General features: G+C 57.1%; 9 protein-coding genes. 2 read left to right on the top strand and 7 right to left on the bottom strand.

Going from position 1 to position 16796, the window contains the following annotated elements; all coding sequences use genetic code 11:
* Nucleotides 1-17: 17 nt before the first annotated feature.
* A complete protein-coding gene (locus F5984_RS03270) occupies nt 18-2744 on the bottom strand; it encodes a PQQ-dependent sugar dehydrogenase (protein ID WP_152122730.1) in 2727 nt (908 codons plus the stop codon).
* 176 nt (nt 2745-2920) lie between these two features.
* Here F5984_RS03270 and F5984_RS03265 point away from each other — a divergent pair, with 176 nt between their 5' ends.
* Nucleotides 2921-7165 (top strand): hybrid sensor histidine kinase/response regulator transcription factor, encoded by a 4245-nt coding sequence (locus tag F5984_RS03265; RefSeq protein WP_152122728.1) that lies wholly within the window; start codon nt 2921-2923, stop codon nt 7163-7165.
* On the opposite strand, the gene F5984_RS03260 is transcribed toward F5984_RS03265, so the two are convergent.
* Nucleotides 7166-7468, bottom strand: coding sequence for a rhodanese-like domain-containing protein (locus tag F5984_RS03260; protein ID WP_152122726.1), 303 nt, complete (start codon nt 7466-7468; stop codon nt 7166-7168).
* 128 nt (nt 7469-7596) lie between these two features.
* Between F5984_RS03260 and F5984_RS03255 the strand changes: the two genes are divergently transcribed.
* On the top strand, nt 7597-8046 hold the full coding sequence (locus F5984_RS03255; RefSeq protein ID WP_152122724.1) for a DinB family protein: 450 nt from the start codon (nt 7597-7599) through the stop codon (nt 8044-8046).
* A gap of 22 nt (nt 8047-8068) precedes the next feature.
* Here F5984_RS03255 and F5984_RS03250 read toward each other — a convergent pair whose 3' ends face one another.
* From F5984_RS03250 to F5984_RS03230, 5 genes are all read right to left on the bottom strand, one after another.
* On the bottom strand, nt 8069-9580 hold the full coding sequence (locus tag F5984_RS03250) for a sulfatase family protein (protein ID WP_246168793.1): 1512 nt from the start codon (nt 9578-9580) through the stop codon (nt 8069-8071).
* A 57-nt stretch (nt 9581-9637) separates the two neighbouring features.
* Nucleotides 9638-10825, bottom strand: a complete 1188-nt coding sequence (locus tag F5984_RS03245) for an MFS transporter (protein WP_152122722.1) — start codon at nt 10823-10825, stop codon at nt 9638-9640.
* Nucleotides 10826-10935: 110 nt separating this feature from the next.
* Nucleotides 10936-12261 carry a Gfo/Idh/MocA family protein gene (locus tag F5984_RS03240; protein WP_152122720.1) on the bottom strand — a complete coding sequence of 442 codons (1326 nt, stop codon included), beginning with the start codon at nt 12259-12261 and terminating at the stop codon, nt 10936-10938.
* A gap of 85 nt (nt 12262-12346) precedes the next feature.
* On the bottom strand, nt 12347-14506 hold the full coding sequence (locus tag F5984_RS03235; protein ID WP_152122718.1) for a TIM-barrel domain-containing protein: 2160 nt from the start codon (nt 14504-14506) through the stop codon (nt 12347-12349).
* The gene (locus tag F5984_RS03230) at nt 14503-16779 is read right to left on the bottom strand and encodes an alpha-L-rhamnosidase-related protein (RefSeq protein WP_152122717.1); all 2277 of its coding nucleotides are present in this window, start codon (nt 16777-16779) and stop codon (nt 14503-14505) included. The genes F5984_RS03235 and F5984_RS03230 overlap by 4 nt, the downstream gene beginning before the upstream one ends.
* Nucleotides 16780-16796 lie beyond the last annotated feature (17 nt).

The raw sequence follows: 16796 nt of genomic DNA, 5'->3' as shown, positions 1-16796 counted from the left end.
ATGATTAGGTGATTGCATTATTTCTCAGCTACGGCCGTGGGCTTACCAAACAGCAGCCATTCGAGGCTGAACAAATCGCGGTTTGGGCCTTCGGGCTTCACAAACACCACGTACAAATCGTGCAGGCCGCCGGGGTCCCGAACGGGGGCACCTGCTTCCTCGTACTTGCGCCAGTCGCCCGTGGGCTTGTACGCCAGCGTGCTCACGACCGGGCCCGTGGGCGAGTCGATATGCACCTCGATGGTTGCGCCTTTATCTTTCGATGAATAGCGGTATGTGAGCTGATCGATGCCTTTCAGGTCGATGTTCTTGAGCACAAAGTACGACTGATGGTGAATATTACCCAGCCGCTTGCCCTGCCGGGTCATATTGGAGAGCACATCGGCCTCGCTACCAAGCACTTTAGTCGGGCGAAGCACCAGCACATCGGTTTTGGTGAGGGCCAGCGGGGCCTTGGGCGGCAACAGCGCGCCTTTGTCGGTGTACGAGGCCGTGAGCACATAACGCCCCTCCTGCTCCTTGCCTACGTGCTGATTGAGCGTCAGCGTACCCTGTTGCGGCAGTCGATTTTCGGTAGGCTCGGTACCCAGCGAAAGTACGTATTTAATCATCTCGGTGGCCTCCTCACGCGAGAGTTGCGGGTGCGCACTCATGGCATGCTCACCCCAAACACCGCCCCCGCCAATAATGACCTTGTTAGCCAGTTTGGCAATCGCGGTCTTGTCGTCGCGGTAGCGTTTAGCCACCTCCGTAAACGACGGCCCCACCGATTTGGCGGCTACCTGATGGCAAGCCTTGCAGTCGGAGCCAGCCACCAGCGATTTGCCCAGACTGTACGTTGATGTCAGTTGCTGATGGCCCATCATGGGCTCGCTACGGACCTTCGGAATGTAGTTGAGCACCACTTTCAGGTTCTTCTTATCGATCACCTTGTCTTCTTTGTCGGTCACGCTCACGGTATAGGCAAACGGCGTGGCCTGCGGAGAGAAAAACGTCCGGTTTTGCGGGGTCGATACGGCTACCTGCGGGGTAGTGTTACCCACCTTTACGGTCACGGTGTCGGTGCTCACCTTACCAGCCGGGTCGGTCACGGTCAGAATGGCCCGGTAAATGCCATTTTTGCGGAAGGTGTAGGTCGGATTAGCCTCCGTCGATGCTACTTTATTTCCCTCGAAGCGCCAGCTATACCGGAGCGCATCTTTATCGAAATCAACGCTTTTGCCGCCCGAAAAAGCGACCGTCAGCGGAGCCAGCCCGATGGTATCGGTGGCCGAAGCCCGCGCGACCGGAGCCCGGTTGCCCCCGTTGAAATCAATCCGAACCAGCCGGGCGTCTTCGTTGTCGATCCCGTACACCGAGCCGTATTCGAGCATGTAGATACTACCGTCGGCCCCAATTTCCATATCGACCGGCCGCCGGAAATCGCCTGTTTGGGGCATAAACGCTTCCATGTACTGGTAGTTCTGGTCGGCATCGAGCCGCACGGCGTACACCCAGTTCCGCATCCAGTCGTACACAAACAAGGCTTTGTCGTAGTAGGCGGGCAGTTTGGTGGTCGATTTGAGCGCGGGGTCGTAATGATACACCGGCCCGCCCATAGCGCACCGCCCACCCACACCCAGCTTCGGAAACTCAGCCGACGCGTTGTACGGATACCAGATCATTGCTTTCTGGGCCGGGGGCAGGGTTTTGGCCCCGGTATTATTGGGCGAATTATTGACGGGCGCCATCGGGTCGTACAATGCCCCCACGGCTTTGGTGGCAAAATCGTACTGATGGTACGCCTTGTTATCGCCCACAAAGTAGGGCCAGCCGTAGTTACCCGCTTTTTTGGCCTGATTAAACTCATCGTAACCACGTGGTCCCTGCTGCCCGTCGGTACCGGCATCGGGGCCAATTTCGCCCCAGTACAGAATCGACGTAGCCGGGTCGACCGAAATCCGGTACGGGTTACGGCAACCCATCACGTAAATTTCGGGGCGGGTGCCGGGGGTACCTTTCGGAAACAGGTTACCCTCTGGAATAGTGTACGAACCATCCGTTTTGACATTGATCCGCAGGATTTTGCCCCGTAAATCGTTCGGGTTACCCGACGACCGCTGCGCGTCGAATGTAAGCCGGCCCGACCGTGCGTCGATAGGCGCGTGTCCGTTCGATTCGAAGGGTACGGTATTATCGCCGGTCGAGATAAACAGGTTGCGGTGGGCATCCCACGCCATCGACCCACCGGTGTGGGCACTCACCTCCAGATCAATCGGAAATTCGATAATTGATTTTTCGCTGGCCACATCGAGCGAGCTATCATCGTTCACCCGAAACCGGCCGATGCGTTGCAACGTTTGCTCACCCTCCTGAATCGTGTAGAAAAAATACAGGAAATGATTCTGGCTGAAATCAGGATCGATGGTCATGCCCAGCAACCCGTTCAGGTACTTGTCGACGGCCTTAACGGGAAAATCGTGCAGCAGCCGGGTTTTCTTCTGAACCGGGTCGTAGAGGTAAAACTTACCGCCCCGTTCGACAAAAAACACCCGTCCGTCGGGGGCCACGGCCAGTTCCATCGGCTCGTTGAGGTCGTTGGAGAGTACCGTTTTGGTGAACCGGTTTTCTTCAGGCCGGTTCAGGGTATCGGCAAGGGCCGTTCGGGCCGGAGCCCGGTCTGTGCCCCGGTGGAAAGCCGGGAGCGTAGTGAGCCCCGCCAGAATCCCAAGGGGTAAGCTGTACTTGAGTAGAGAAGTGAACATAAAACGTTTGGCAACAGATTGATACAGAATGACAAACAAAACCGGCGCTATTTCTTACCGATTTGTGTCAACCTTTCTCCCCAAAAAACCTCGTAAATTGTACAAATTTAGAAGGGCGAAATCCGTTGATAAGGGTCCGTTTTCGTCAAATTAGAGGGGTAAATTGGTCCCTGATCATGAAGTGGTTTCGGCTATTTATTTTTTTGGGGGTCATTCAGGTCATAACCTGCCTTCCGGGTGCGGCTCAGCCCCCTCAGGCAGACCGGGTCTCGCCAGACCGGGTCTGGTTTGAGCACATCACCGTCGACGAGGGGCTTTCGCACAGCGACGCCATGTGCGTTACGCAAGACCGGGCCGGGTTCATCTGGGTCGGCACCAATCAGGGCATCAATCGGTACGACGGCTATGAACTCCGTAGCTACCTCCTCCCCGTAAACCCCCGCAACGGGCTGGCAGGCAACCGGCTACGGGCTTTGCATACCGACACGCGCGGACGGCTGTGGGCAGGTTCTGAGAGTGTCGGCGTCAGTTTGTACGATATGCACCGCGACCGGTTCGTCAGCCTCCGCCAACTGGCCAGCCCTACCGTTGACCGGGGCCTCCTCGACCGGCTCGATCTCGCCAATGTAGAAGCCATCACGTCGGATACACAGGGCCAGGTGTGGGTCGGTACGCGCCGGGAAGGTTTGTTTCTACTCACCCTCAATGAACACCAACAGCTTACCAGCCTTACCCGCGTTTCCGCAGGCACACAAGCCGACTTTTGGGTAACCACGCTAATTACTGATCGGTCGGGCACGGTTTGGTTTGGCACGGCGCACGAAGGGCTCTGGTGGGTAGCCCCCTCAGGGACACCCCGCGCCCGGACCGTAATTCTCCCCCACAGTGGGGCTTCCGGTTCGGTTGATTTCCCCACTGTGCGCGCCCTACACGCCGACAGTCGGGGTGGTCTCTGGATTGGCACCGACGAACGGATTTACTGGACCCACAACAGCGGAGGGCTAACAACGGGCCGGGCCGGGCTGACCCCGCTCAACGGCACGGTCGACGAAATCGAGTCGATTCATTTCGACTCCTTTGGGCATTTGTGGGTAGGCACCAACTACGGGCTGCTGTTCTGGCCCCGCTTACCGGGCGCGGCTCCGGCGGGCCAACCACCCATCGACCAGGGTCGGCAAACGACTTTTTACCCCCGCGACGACGACCCGCACAGCATCAACTCAGGACGGGTTCACCAGATTTTTGAGGATCGAAACCAGATTTTGTGGCTGGCCGCGTCGGCCGGGGGCCTCAACAAGGTTGATTTGGGCCGTAAGCCCTTCGAGAACCTGCAACGGCAGTTTTCGCAACAGCCCACCCTGCCCAACAACTACGCCAACGCCATTTACAAAGACCGCACCCGAAACTGGCTCTGGATAGGCACCCGCAACGGCTTTTCGCGGTACGACCTCACCACCCGAACGTACCAGAACTACGAGAGCCGCACCCTGCCCGGCGATGCAACGGGTGTCGATGTGGCTTCGTTTCACCAAACAACCGACGGTACGCTGTGGGTGGGCACCCGCTACGGTGGCCTCAAGATACTGCGCAAAGGCCGCCTGTCGACCCTGACCGCCTTACCGGGTGGGCTTTCGCTCGGCTCTACCAGCCTCGAAACCATGGTGGAAGACCGGTTCGGTACTATTTGGGTTGGGAGTTTCGAGAGAGGGTTGCTCCGATTCGACCGGCAGGGGCAACTTCTGGGGCATTTCAGCGCCGATAATGGCCGTTTGCCCACCAACCAGATTACGTTTTTGCTGTACGACCGGGCTACCGATGTGCTTTGGGCCAGTACACGCGGCACAGGGCTACTGAAATTACAGATTGGCCCCGACTCGCTCCGGGTACTCCGGCAGTTTCGGCACGACCCCAACAACCCGGCCAGTTTACGGGTCAATTACACCTGGCCCCTGCTGAAAGACCGGCTCGGACGGCTCTGGATCGGCACCATTGGCGGGGGGCTCCACCAACTCACCACCGACCGGCAGGGCCGCGAACACATCCGCCGGTTCGATCGGGTGATTGCCGAACCCAATATCGAGAGTATTTTACAAGACGAACAGGGTGACCTCTGGATGGGGGGCGCCGGTTTGTTACGCTTCAATCCCACAACGGGGCAGGCCATCCGGTACGACGTGGCCGACGGCCTGCAAAGCAATTCGTTTAAGGTGGGCGCGGCCTACCGCGATGCCGACGGAACCCTGTATTTTGGCGGGATCAAGGGGGTGACGTACTTCCAGCCCCGGCTGATCCGGCCCAACCCTTACCCGCCGGTCGTTCAGCTCACGAATCTTCGCATTTTCAACAAAATTGTACCGGTGGGCGACGAGGTAAACGGGCGGGTCGTGCTCTCCCAAGCGCTCAATCAGACCCAAACGCTGACCATCAAAGCCGCCGAAAACGACTTTTCGATCGAGTTTGTCGGCCTCAATTACGCCAACCCCCAAAAGCATACCTACGCCTACCGGCTTATTGGCTACAACGACGCGTGGGTGCACCCCGCACCGGGGCAGCGCACGGCCAACTTTGCCAACCTGCCCGCGGGCGACTACACGCTTGAAGTGCGGGCGGGCAACGGCGAGGGGCAATGGTCGGCCAAACCCGCTACCCTCCAGATTACGGTATTGCCGCCCTGGTGGAAAACGGGCTGGGCTTACCTGCTGTACACGGTACTGACTGTGAGCGCGTTGCTACTGTACCGACGCATCACCGTAACGCAGCAAACCCTGCAAAACGAACTGGCACTGGAGCAATACAAAGCCGAAAAAGAGAAAGAAGTGACCGACAACCGGCTCCGGTTTTTCACGAACGTTTCGCACGAGTTACGCACGCCCCTGACGCTCATCATGGGCCCACTCGACGAGCTGGTGTCGGCGGGAATGGCGGGCGGGCTGCGCGACAAGGTGTTGCTGATGCACCAGCAAACCCGCAAACTGCTCGATCTGGTCAATCAGTTGCTGGAGTTTCGGAAGGTAGAGTCGGGACATGTATCGCTGCGGGCGGAGCGGGGCAATATTCTGTCGTTTGTTACCGAGATATTCCTCATTTTCAAGCTCAAAGCCGAAGAGATGCACCTCGACTACGACATGGAAGCCCCAACGGAGCCCGTGCCGCTGTACTTCGACCGGGCAAAGCTCGAAATCGTGTTGACCAACCTGCTGTCCAACGCGTTTAAATACACGCCCGAAAACGGAAAAATTCGGGTGACTATTTCGATGGCTGGCTCCCCCGACGAAGCCGCCCTTTTTTACAACAATCAGCTCAGTAACAACTACCTGCAACTCATGGTGCAGGACTGGGGCATCGGTATGAGACCCGACGAGGTAGCCCAGATTTTCGACCCGTATTACCAGGCTTCGCACACCAACACGCTGCGGATGATGGGCACGGGCATCGGGCTGTCGCTGGTGAAGCAGTTTGTGGAGGCTCACGCGGGCGAGGTTACGGTGCAGAGTGCCCCCGGCGCAGGTACCACCTTTACCATCCGGTTGCCGTTTGGACAGGCACACCTCGCTCCTGAGTCGATTGTAGACGAAACCCCGACCGACCCCCACCCGTCGGCCGAAATCCCCCTCCTGCCCGAACGCATTGCCACCCCAACCCCGACACCTTCGGGTCGGATTTTGCTCGTGGAGGATAACGATGAGCTTCGGCAGTACCTCTCGGACCTGTTTAGCCCGGCCTACGAGGTGCACACCGCTACCGATGGCCTCGACGGTTGGGACAAGGCGCTCTCCCTCCTCCCCGACCTGGTGGTGAGCGATGTGATGATGCCCCGCAGCAACGGGCTGGAGCTTTGCCAGAGACTCAAGCAGCACCCCAAAACAATGCATATTCCGGTGGTGCTCCTGACGGCACGAGTGGCAGCCGCCCATGAACTGGAGGGCCTCGAAACCGGTGCCGACGAGTACATGGTCAAGCCGTTTAACCCCAAAATTCTGTTCACCAAGGTGTCGGTGATGCTGCAAAGCCGGGCCCGGCTCCGCGAATACTACGATCGGCAGATTCTGCTCAAACCTACCACCGTGGTAATCCCGGACGCCGAGAAACAATTGCTCGAGAAAGCGATGGGAGTAGTTGAAACACACCTCGCCGACCCTGAGTTTTCGGTGCCGACACTTGTCCGTGAAATGGGCATGAGCCAGTCGGCGTTCTACCGGCAGATTAAAGCCATTACCGGACAAACAGTGGTCGAGTTTATCCGCGACGTCCGTATGAAACGAGCCGCCCAACTGCTGACTACGGGAGGGTTGCGTGTATCCGAAGTGGCGCATCAGGTTGGTTTTGAGGACCTGAAACATTTTCGGCGGACGTTCCAGAACCTGTACAACCTCTCGCCATCCGAATACGCCCGGCAACACCGGGGCAACCCGGACGAGTAGTTACAGATTGCGCCAGCTACCGGCATCGTAGACCTCGGTAAGGCCCCGGCTGCTCAGCAACGCTTTGGCACGGGCACTCCGCATCCCCGACGCGCAGCACACAATCACGGGTTTCTTGTAGTTGCGAATGATGTTCAGCTTGGTATCGAGTACATCGAGCGGGATGTTGACCGCTCCTTTGGCGTGCCCACCTGCAAACTCGCCCGGCGACCGGACATCGATAATAACGGCTCCCTGAGCCCGTACCGCATCGAGTTCTTCATTTTTTCCTCCTCCGAGAATTGACTTGAAAAGCGAAAGCATGTGTGTGTTCGTTTTAGAATGATGGTACAAAGGTGGCGGCACAAATCATCCTATTCCGTGACATTTATCACGCATGAGTCTTATTTCTTTCACCATCTTTGACTACACAAACACCTTCATTCTGAACCATGATAACCGAACACGTACACGCCCTCTGGCAGGAAGCCCGCACCCGTTTCTCGAATCAGCTGGCCACCCTTACCGAAGCCGACCTCACCAAAAAATTAGGCGATTCGGTCAATTCGGCGGGGTTTCTGATTCGGCACATCGCCGATGTCGAACTGCTTTTTGCCCGCAATGTATTCGGCCAAACCGACCTCAAAGTGAGCGCCAAGACGGTTATAGCCCAGCGCGACACCGGCGAATGGACCAACCTCTCGGAACTGCTTGAATACCAGAATTACGCGTTTGAAAGTCTGGAAAAAGCGATTCTGGCCCAGTCTGAGACCGACTGGGATGTGATTATCGAAACCAGGGAATTTGGCCGTCGAACCAAAGCACAGGCACTGGGCCGTATCACGTCGCACACGGCTTATCACGCGGGTCAATTAGCCATTGTGGTGAAATACGGGCATTAAGCCGAACTCCCAGGGCCTAATCTTACTGCATCTTCTTCGCCTTAATCTCGGCCAGCAACGTCCGTAGCTCCTCTACTTTTTCGGGGTGTTGGGTGTACAGGTCGGTGGTTTCGGCGGGGTCGGCAGCCAGATTAAACAACTGCCCCTGTGGACCGCCCGCCGTGGGTTTAATCTCTTTGGGATCGGTGAAACCGCCGGACCCCAGGCCCTCGATCAGCTTCCAGTCGCCTTTGCGGATGGCAAAATAGCCGATAGACGAGCTGTGCACCACGGCCGGTTGGTTGGGCACCTGTTTGGCTTTCCCCGTCAGCACGGGCAGGATGCTGTAGCTGTCTTCGGGCTTAAACGCGGCCGACCGGTTGCCCAGCAAATCGGTGCAGGTAGCCATCAGGTTGGCTAAAGTGGTGGTCGCGCCACTCACCGAATTGGGTTTGACATGACCCGGCCAACGCACGATAAACGGAATCCGGTGGCCCCCTTCAAAGGCATCGCCTTTCATGCCCCGAAACTCCCCCGCCGATTTGTGGTTGAAACGCTGCACAAAATCGGGACGCCAGTACGGGCCGTTGTCGCTCGCAAAAATTACGATGGAGTTCTGCGCCAGCCCCTGCCGGTCGAGGGTTTGGAGAATCTGCCCCACAGCCGCGTCGACCTGTTGCACAAAATCGCCGTACTCACCCGCTTTCGACTTGCCGGTGTAGGTATCGGTAGGCATCCAGGGTGTGTGCGGAGCCGCCAACGGCAGGTACAGAAAAAACGGCTTCTGGGCGGTTTGGCGATTCAGAAACGCCATCGCCTTGTCGATAAACCGGGGCAAAACCCCGTGAAAATCGAAGGCCGGGGCCATTTTACCTTCGCGCCAGAACGGCCCCGAATACCCCGATTCGATCTTATTGCCCTTGGTGTACGCCGTGGGCTCGGCTTCGAGTCGGTGATTTTCGAGGTAACAATAGGGCGGCATATCGAGCGAGGCCGGCAGAATGTACGAATAGTCGAACCCAACCGTATTGGGCCCCTGCGCCACGGGTTTGGCGTAGTCGATATCGTCGGGGTTCATTTCGGTTTTGATTCCGTACTCGGCATCAGCCAGCAAGGCTTCTTTACCGGGTTTCACCACCCAATCGACGCCCAAGTGCCACTTGCCCACCACGGCGGTCTGATACCCCTCTTTTTTGAGCAACGAAGCCACCGTAGCCCGATCCTGCTCAATCAGCGTGCGGCTGTATCCCCGTAAAACGCCCACCGGCAAGCGGCTTCGCCAGGGGTAACGGCCCGTCATAATCGAGTAGCGGGTGGGTGTACACACCGACGAGGGCGAGTGCGCATCGGTGAAGCGCATTCCCTGAGCCGCCAGCCTATCGATGTTGGGCGTAGCAATGCCACCCGCCGGGTTATAAGCCGACACATCGCCGTAGCCGAGGTCGTCGGCCAGAATGTACACAATGTTGGGCCGCTGCTTCGTCTGGGTTGGAACCATGAAGGCCAGCGAAAGCAAAGCGCTCCCCAGGGCTATTATTTGTAGAAAGGGTTTCATTGTTATCAAACTCAAACGTAGTAGTGAAGGGCAAACTTGGTATGCTAAGGCATGTATTTAATGGCCTTTTATCCGGTAACTCAGTGCGACCAGCGCCAGCAGACCGGCTAAGCCGCCTAACGCAATGGTGAGCGAAAAATGATGGGCAATAAACCCCAGTAGGGCCGGTCCGGCCAGCATCCCTGTGTAGCCAATGGTCGTAATGGCCGGGATGCTTACCGTTGGCGAAATGCCGGGTAATCGGCCTGCTTCACTGAAAAAGATGGGAACCACATTGGCGACGCCTAATCCCAGCAGCACAAAACCAGTCAGTGCCCCAACCACCCAGGGGCTCAAAACGGCAATGCCCAAGCCGACGGCCCCAATCAGACTTCCCCCCACCACAACCGTTTTGCCGCTCAGGCGAGCCACCAACGTATCGCCCATCAGGCGCATGATGGCCATTGCGACCGAAAAGGCGGCATAGCCTGCCCCGGCAAACTCCAGCGATAGCCCTTTCACCTCCTGTAAAAAAATGGCACTCCAGTCGAGGATGGCCCCTTCGGCCAGAAAAACGGCAAAGCACATCAGCCCCAGAAACAAAACCCGCGCGTGCAGCCATTGGAACGGTTGCTTGTGCTCGGCTGGTTTGGCCTCCACGCCCGAGAAATGGGCAATCGCTTGTTGCTCTATCGCTACAGGAAACAAGTTTTTGTACTGCGTGAGGGTGATGACAACCATGAGCGCGGCAATGCCCACAATGGCATAAACGGGGTTAAGCCCCAGCTTGATCAGAAAGCCCAAACCCAGCGAACCGAACAGCCCTCCCACACTGAACAACCCATGCAATGACGACATGATGGGCCTACCGTACAGATTTTGCACCTGCACCCCGTGGGCATTCATGGCGACATCGATGGTTCCGATGCTTGCTCCGAACACGAATAAGGCTACCGCCATGGCCGGTGCAGAGGAGAGGATGAGTAACAGGGGTAGCACAACGGCCATGACCAGACCAGCACCGGCCATCACCATACGGCTACCCCGACGGCTTACCAACCAACCCGATATGGGCATCATCAGCATGGCACCACCCCCCAACAGCAGAAGTAGCAAGCCCAGATTCGCATCGTTTAAAGCTAACCGTTCTTTGGCGAACGGAATCATGGGCGCCCAACTGGACATGCCTAAACCGCAGACCAGAAAAATTAACTGGGTGGCCTGACGCGCTTTCAGGACCTGCCTTGCCTGGATGGCTACTTCCATAACTCACGTTAGAATAAAAGACTGGAGACGAGCACCTCTAGTGAGGTTAGGTGTACAGTGGACCGGGCTGGCACTCCACTGTACACACTACGGCTGTTTCGACCTCCTGACTAAATCTTGATGCCCCACTCCTTATTCATGTCGCGGCCGAGGAGTGCGTTGGCTTCTTTATCGCCTTTGAATTTCTCCTTTTTCGGATTCCACTGCAGCGGGCGTTTGAGCTGATAGGCAATGTTGCCGATGTTGCAAACGGAAGCCGTGCGGTGACCAATTTCCACGTCGCAAATGGGCTTGCTTCGCTTGCGCATGGCGTCGAGGAAGTCCTTGTAGTGGTTTTCGCTTTTGTATACGTGCTTCTCGGTTTCACCGATTACTTTGGTAGCGAGCGAAACGGGCGTCGTTTCGATTTTCCGGCGTTGCACCTTGATTTCGCCCTCGGTTCCGATGAAATGGATGGCGTTACTCCAGTCCCATTTTTCGTGGGTCATCACAATGCCATTGTCGTATTTGTAGGTCAGGAACGGGTGTTCCTTGCCGTCGGGAGCAATCACTTCCACGGGGCCGCTATTGTCCATATCCAGCGCCCACTGCACAATATCGAACATGTGCGCCCCCCAGTCGGTCACCATGCCTCCGCCAAACTCTTTGTAGTTGCGCCAGTTCGGAAACACGTCTTTCGAGAGCGGGGGAGCCAGTTCGGAGTTGAACGCAACAGGCATATTGGGCCCCAGCCAGGCCGACCAGTCGAGGCCGTCGGGAATGGGTTCGGCGGGGAGGTCGTAAGGTTTGGGCGGTGGTCCTACGTTCACCTTGATCTGCTTGATTTGGCCGATGTAGCCGTTCCGAACCAGCTCGGCTGTTTGGCGAAACTCCGGCCACGAGCGCTGCATGCTGCCGGTCTGGAACACGCGGTTGTATTTGCGGGCGGCCTTCACCATCGCCCGGCCTTCCTTCACGGTCAGGGCCAGCGGCTTTTCGCAGTAAATGTCCTTGCCCGCCTGAGCCGCCCGAACGGCCATAGCCGCATGCCAGTGGTCAGGAGTGGCAATCACGACAGCATCCACGTCTTTGCGACCCAGCAACTCCCGGAAATCGTTGTATACCGGAATATCGTTGTACTTACCCAATTGGGTATTTTTTTCGTAATGTGCCTTGATGCGGTCGAGGGTCAGCTGGGCTTTGGCTTTGTACACCTCGGCCAGCCCGACAATGCGCACCTCGTTGGTACCCAGAAAGGAGGTAGTGAGGCCGCGCCCCTGTTTGCCCGTACCGATGAAGCCGAGCGAAATAATGTCGCTGGGGGCGAGGTATTTGGTTCCGTCGGGACGTTTGCCGCCCAGCACAAACCGGGGGACGATCATAAAACCAGCCGCAGCGGTGGCGGCCTTGCCTAAAAAGTCCCGGCGGTTGAGGGAGGTTGATTTTTCGTTTTCCATTTTTGAAAAAGTTAAGACTAACGCAAACTTTGATATCGTTTCCTTGGTGACAGCTGACGCGTAGCCCTTCGACAGCTCTCTTAAACTACTGACCAACTGACATAAACGTCCATTTCACCGACGCGGAATAGCCAAACGGTTTGCCTTTTGGCACGGTGATCTCCTGCCCTTTTAAAGGATCGTTTGGGTCTTTTATAACACTCAACCGGGTGAATGAATAGGCACCGCGTTCGTAGTCGAACGAAACACCGTCATCGTCGTACAGCAGGAAGCTACCGGGCAGGGTGCCGTAATGACGCACCTCCAGCGGCAATACCTCGCCCGGTTTGGGGGCCTGCCGACGGGGTGGCACCATCGGAATCAGGCCACCGTCTTTCACAAAAAGCGGGATTTTGTCGAGGGATGGGTTGATCGTGATTTCCTCGTTTTCGCCCACCAGTTTGCCCGTGTAGAAATCGTACCACTTCCCGGCGGGCAGGTACACCTTGCGGCTTTTTTCGCCCGTAAACATGGGAGCTACCAGCAGGTAATCGCCCATCATGTACTGGTCTTTGATGTCTTTCCGAATGCTCATGGCATACGGATTGGCCGTAGCGTCGAACGTACCCGCAACGGTGGTCGGTTTAAAACCGAACCCCTCCACCAGATTCATAGCCCGAAACGGCGGCTTGCCCTCAAAATGGTACTGCGCAAAGGTCGAATACAGGTAAGGCAGCAGTTGCATCCGCAAATTGGCCACCTCAGTCACTGCTTTTTCAACCTCCGGGAACGTCCAGGGTTTGGTGCCGTCGGCCCAGGCGTTGAGCATGGCCATGGGCGAAAAACACACTGACTGCATCCGCCGGACCCACTCTTCGGCACTCGGCGAGGCCCGGACTTCGGGCGTCCACAGCACCCCGATAAAGCTGCTGTTGACCAGTGCCGTAATAAAATCCTTGTGGCTGTAGTAGTCGTTGTAGATCACGTACGGGAAGTTGCTCGCGCCCGCGTTGGACGCCCGCACCAGCCCGTAGGTTCGTTTGTTCAGTTCCCGGAACCAGCTCCCGGTCATGGTCTGTACCATTAGGCCGTAGGTTTGGCGCATTGGCTCGGCCTCAAGACCCGACGGGAACGTGGCCACATCGGGCCAAACCCAATTGTCGTAGCCGTCTACCTCGTCGATTTTATACCCGCCTACGCCCAGCTTCAGGTGCTGTTGCATGAAGTGACCTTTGAACGCCTGACGAGCCTGCGGCAGGGTAAAATCGGGCACAATGCCGTTCCAGACCGTGTGTGAACCTGCCAGTGGCTTGATTTTGGGGTAGAGCGAAGCCGTGGGCGAAACGTATGGATTGAGCCACAAATTAGCGCTGACTCCCCGGCGCGCCAGGCTGTCCAGAAAGCTTTTGGGGTTGGGGAACCGGGTTTTGTCCCACTCAAACGTACAAGGGTAAGCCATGCTGTGCCAGCCCGGTTCAACACCGATAAAATCGAGCGGGAAGTTGTGGGCTTCGAAGCCCTTGACCTCGTTCAGAATATCGGTTTGGGAGTACAGTGTTGGGACGCGTTGCGTAAAGCCAAGCCCCCATTTGGGCGGCAAATAACCACCGCCGTTCATCAGGTTATAGCGTTGCACCACCTGCATGGGTGTGGGGCCACCAAAAACGTAAATCGTGGCCCCATCGGCCGGTACGAGCACCTCAACGGCATCGGAATACGGCTGCGACGACCATTTCTTATCGGTGTTTCGGTCGCTCAGAACGGGCGGATTCCGGGTGTCGGTACGCACGGCCGTACCCGCGTACACGGTGAGGTAGCGAGCCGCATCAATCAGCACCCCGTACCCCCGCGACGACACATAAAATGGCACTGGTGCGTGGGTGCGGCCGTTGTCTTTACCGCCGTAGTGGTCTACGTGCAGGTTCAGAATACGCCCCCGCTGATTGACGGTCTGGAAATTCAGACCCAGGCCAAACAACTGTTCTTCGCGCTCCAGTGGAAACCGGAGGTAGGTTTTCTGGTTAACAATTTTCACCGAAATCCCGGCTTTATCGAGCGGGAAAGCTGTTTTGGGTAACTCGGCCAGCCCCCGGCGGTTGGGCGTTGCTTCGGCAGCACTCAGCAGGCTGATGCGTTGCGGCTTCCCGACGGTCAGTTTCCAGATACCCGGATGCACCTCGGTCCAATTTAGCCCCGGTTGGGCCTTGCTCCCTCCCGCAAACAGCAGCAGGCACAGCAAGCCTAAAATTCGGTTTGGTTGCTTCATTTCAGTACGAACGTGTGTTTGCCTGACGGTACCTTGTCGACCCGAAAATAACCACCCTGCGCCCCCATTACGGTCCTTTTCCCGTCAACGGTCAGTTGCGATTGGGCGGACGTGGTTGGCACGTACACCGTGGCCGTTGAGCCGCCTGGTACGCTTACTTCCATTGTTTGGGCATCAGCCGATTTTTTGATCGAAACCGTTACGGGCCCTTTGATCGTGGGGATGGTTGCAGCCGCACTGGTTAGCCGACCCAGTTGAGGTTTTATCTGGAACGTATCGAAGCCGGGGGTGAGTGGTTCAACGCCCATCAGCTTCCGGGTAATCAGGTTGGCGGGGGCGGCTCCCCAGGCGTGGCTCAAGTCGAGGTTGGGTTTGAAGGCGATGTCCCAGGCCTCCATCGAAATGGTTGAACCGACGCGAATCATGTTGTACCAGCTGCGCTGGGTAGTGGCTGTCATCAGGTCAAAAGCGTAATCGCCCATGCCTGAGTCGTACAGGGCGTCCATCAGGAACTGAGAGCCGTACACGCTGCACGCCATCCGGCGGCTTTTGATAAACTGCCCAACAGCGGGTACGTCGGCAGCGGCAACCAGTCCAAACGCCAGCGCAAACATGTTGGCGTGGAGCGAGCTGTGGTCCGTGCCGTCGCCGTCTTTAATCAGGCCGGTTTTGGGGTTGCGGAACACCGTTTGGTAGGCCGAATACACCTCCTGCGCTTTGGCTTTGTAGAAAGCGGCATCGTCGGGTTTTTTCAAGGCCTGGGCAATCTGCGCCATCAGCACCAGATTGCGGTAGTAAAAGGCGTTGATCACCGAGTTGTAGGTGGTAAACACAAAGCCGTCGGTTTCGCCTTTGTGCTCTTTTTCCGGGCTGATGTACTCGCCGTTTTGGGGCCAGTCCACAATGTCGTGCAGGCCCCGCCGACCGTCGAACGTCTTGGTAATGTGGATGGAGGTCAGGAACTCGTCGGTTTGTTTGTTCGTGCGGGTGCTGATGAGCCCGTTTTCGCCCGCCAGCGGCATCAGGATTTTTTTCTGAAGTTCGGGGTAATAGGTTTTCAGCAGCCGGTCGTCGCCCGTATAGAGGTAATCGTTCCAGGCGATCAGGACGTTCTGCAAACTCCATTCGGTAGGCCAGGTGGGGTTGTAGAGCAGGTAAGTCATGCTGCGCCGGGCCATGCTGTACTCGGCATCGACGGCGTAGTGCGAGAGCTGGTTAATGAGCGCATCGGCCTCATACGGAATCCGCTCGCGGTCGCCATCTACGTAGTAGCCTGTGAAGCTTGTGGCTTTGATGGAGTACTTGCAGAGGTCCCAAATCTGATTCAGAATGGTGTCGCTGGAGGTGAACTGAGCAGCCTGTTCGTCAAACGGGTAGTACACCATCGTCCGGCTCACCGATGCCCGGTCGAAGGGGCCCTTTACGTTGGAAACCGTCACGTAACGGAACGGGTAAACCTCGCCAATATAGTCGGGCATCTGCACCGGGTTGCGGCTGTTCCGTTTCGTGTCAACGGGCCAGTCGAGTTGGTAGTCGTGCTTGCCTTTACGAACAGCCAGCGGCATTTTGAGGTAGCGGATGCGCATACCCGCTTTGGGATTGATGGTGTACGGAGCACTTACGGCCTCGCCCACTTCCACCCAAACTGTATCATTCTCAGGACTGTCGAGGTGGAGTTGTAACTGGCAAAGGGCATCTTTCCCGAAGTCCACGAAATACGAACCGGAACCGGTTTTCTGTACCAGGCGGGGCTTCTGGGCCTCAGCCACCAGCGGGTAATATGCAAAACGTTCGACAGGATTCTGCTCGGTGTACAGAAACGAAGCGGGTTTGGCGAAGGCCGTGGACTGTCCGTTTGCGTTCCAGACCTGAACGGTCCAGTAATAAACGTTCCCGGCAACGAGCGGTTTACCCGCATAAACGGCCCGCGCTTGCCCGGACGATTGCCTATTAGAATCCCAAATATCTACTTTACCCGCTGCCAGTTGCTCAGGCTTGGTGGCCACCAAAACCCGATAGCCCGTTTGCCGGGCGATTTGGGCATCCAGCTCCCAACTGAACATAGGGTTGGTACTCGTGATGGCGGCAAACTGATATTGAGTTGGCTGTTTTCCGGCCTCGCTCAGGCTTGCCACCACCGGTTTGCCGCGTTGACTAACGGCTTGTGCATTCTTCAGTAAGTCAACGCGAAGCTGCCGGGGGGCGGGTAGCGCTTGGCCCATGGCGGTATGGACAAATACGACGAGGAAGGAGAAAAGGAGAAAGCGGAGCATGTAAGTTATCAGGAGGT

The organism is Rudanella paleaurantiibacter (genome assembly GCF_009184635.1).
Classification (GTDB): domain Bacteria; phylum Bacteroidota; class Bacteroidia; order Cytophagales; family Spirosomataceae; genus Rudanella; species Rudanella paleaurantiibacter.
This window is presented reverse-complemented; position numbering and strand designations above follow the sequence as displayed.

Excerpts from the sequence above, each read along its gene's own strand:
- F5984_RS03270 (WP_152122730.1), bottom strand. The coding sequence starts at position 2,744 with ATGTTCACTTCTCTACTCAAGTACAGCTTACCCCTTGGGATTCTGGCG.
- F5984_RS03265 (WP_152122728.1), top strand. The coding sequence starts at position 2,921 with ATGAAGTGGTTTCGGCTATTTATTTTTTTGGGGGTCATTCAGGTCATA.
- F5984_RS03260 (WP_152122726.1), bottom strand. The coding sequence starts at position 7,468 with ATGCTTTCGCTTTTCAAGTCAATTCTCGGAGGAGGAAAAAATGAAGAA.
- F5984_RS03255 (WP_152122724.1), top strand. The coding sequence starts at position 7,597 with ATGATAACCGAACACGTACACGCCCTCTGGCAGGAAGCCCGCACCCGT.
- F5984_RS03250 (WP_246168793.1), bottom strand. The coding sequence starts at position 9,580 with ATGAAACCCTTTCTACAAATAATAGCCCTGGGGAGCGCTTTGCTTTCG.
- F5984_RS03245 (WP_152122722.1), bottom strand. The coding sequence starts at position 10,825 with ATGGAAGTAGCCATCCAGGCAAGGCAGGTCCTGAAAGCGCGTCAGGCC.
- F5984_RS03240 (WP_152122720.1), bottom strand. The coding sequence starts at position 12,261 with ATGGAAAACGAAAAATCAACCTCCCTCAACCGCCGGGACTTTTTAGGC.
- F5984_RS03235 (WP_152122718.1), bottom strand. The coding sequence starts at position 14,506 with ATGAAGCAACCAAACCGAATTTTAGGCTTGCTGTGCCTGCTGCTGTTT.
- F5984_RS03230 (WP_152122717.1), bottom strand. The coding sequence starts at position 16,779 with ATGCTCCGCTTTCTCCTTTTCTCCTTCCTCGTCGTATTTGTCCATACC.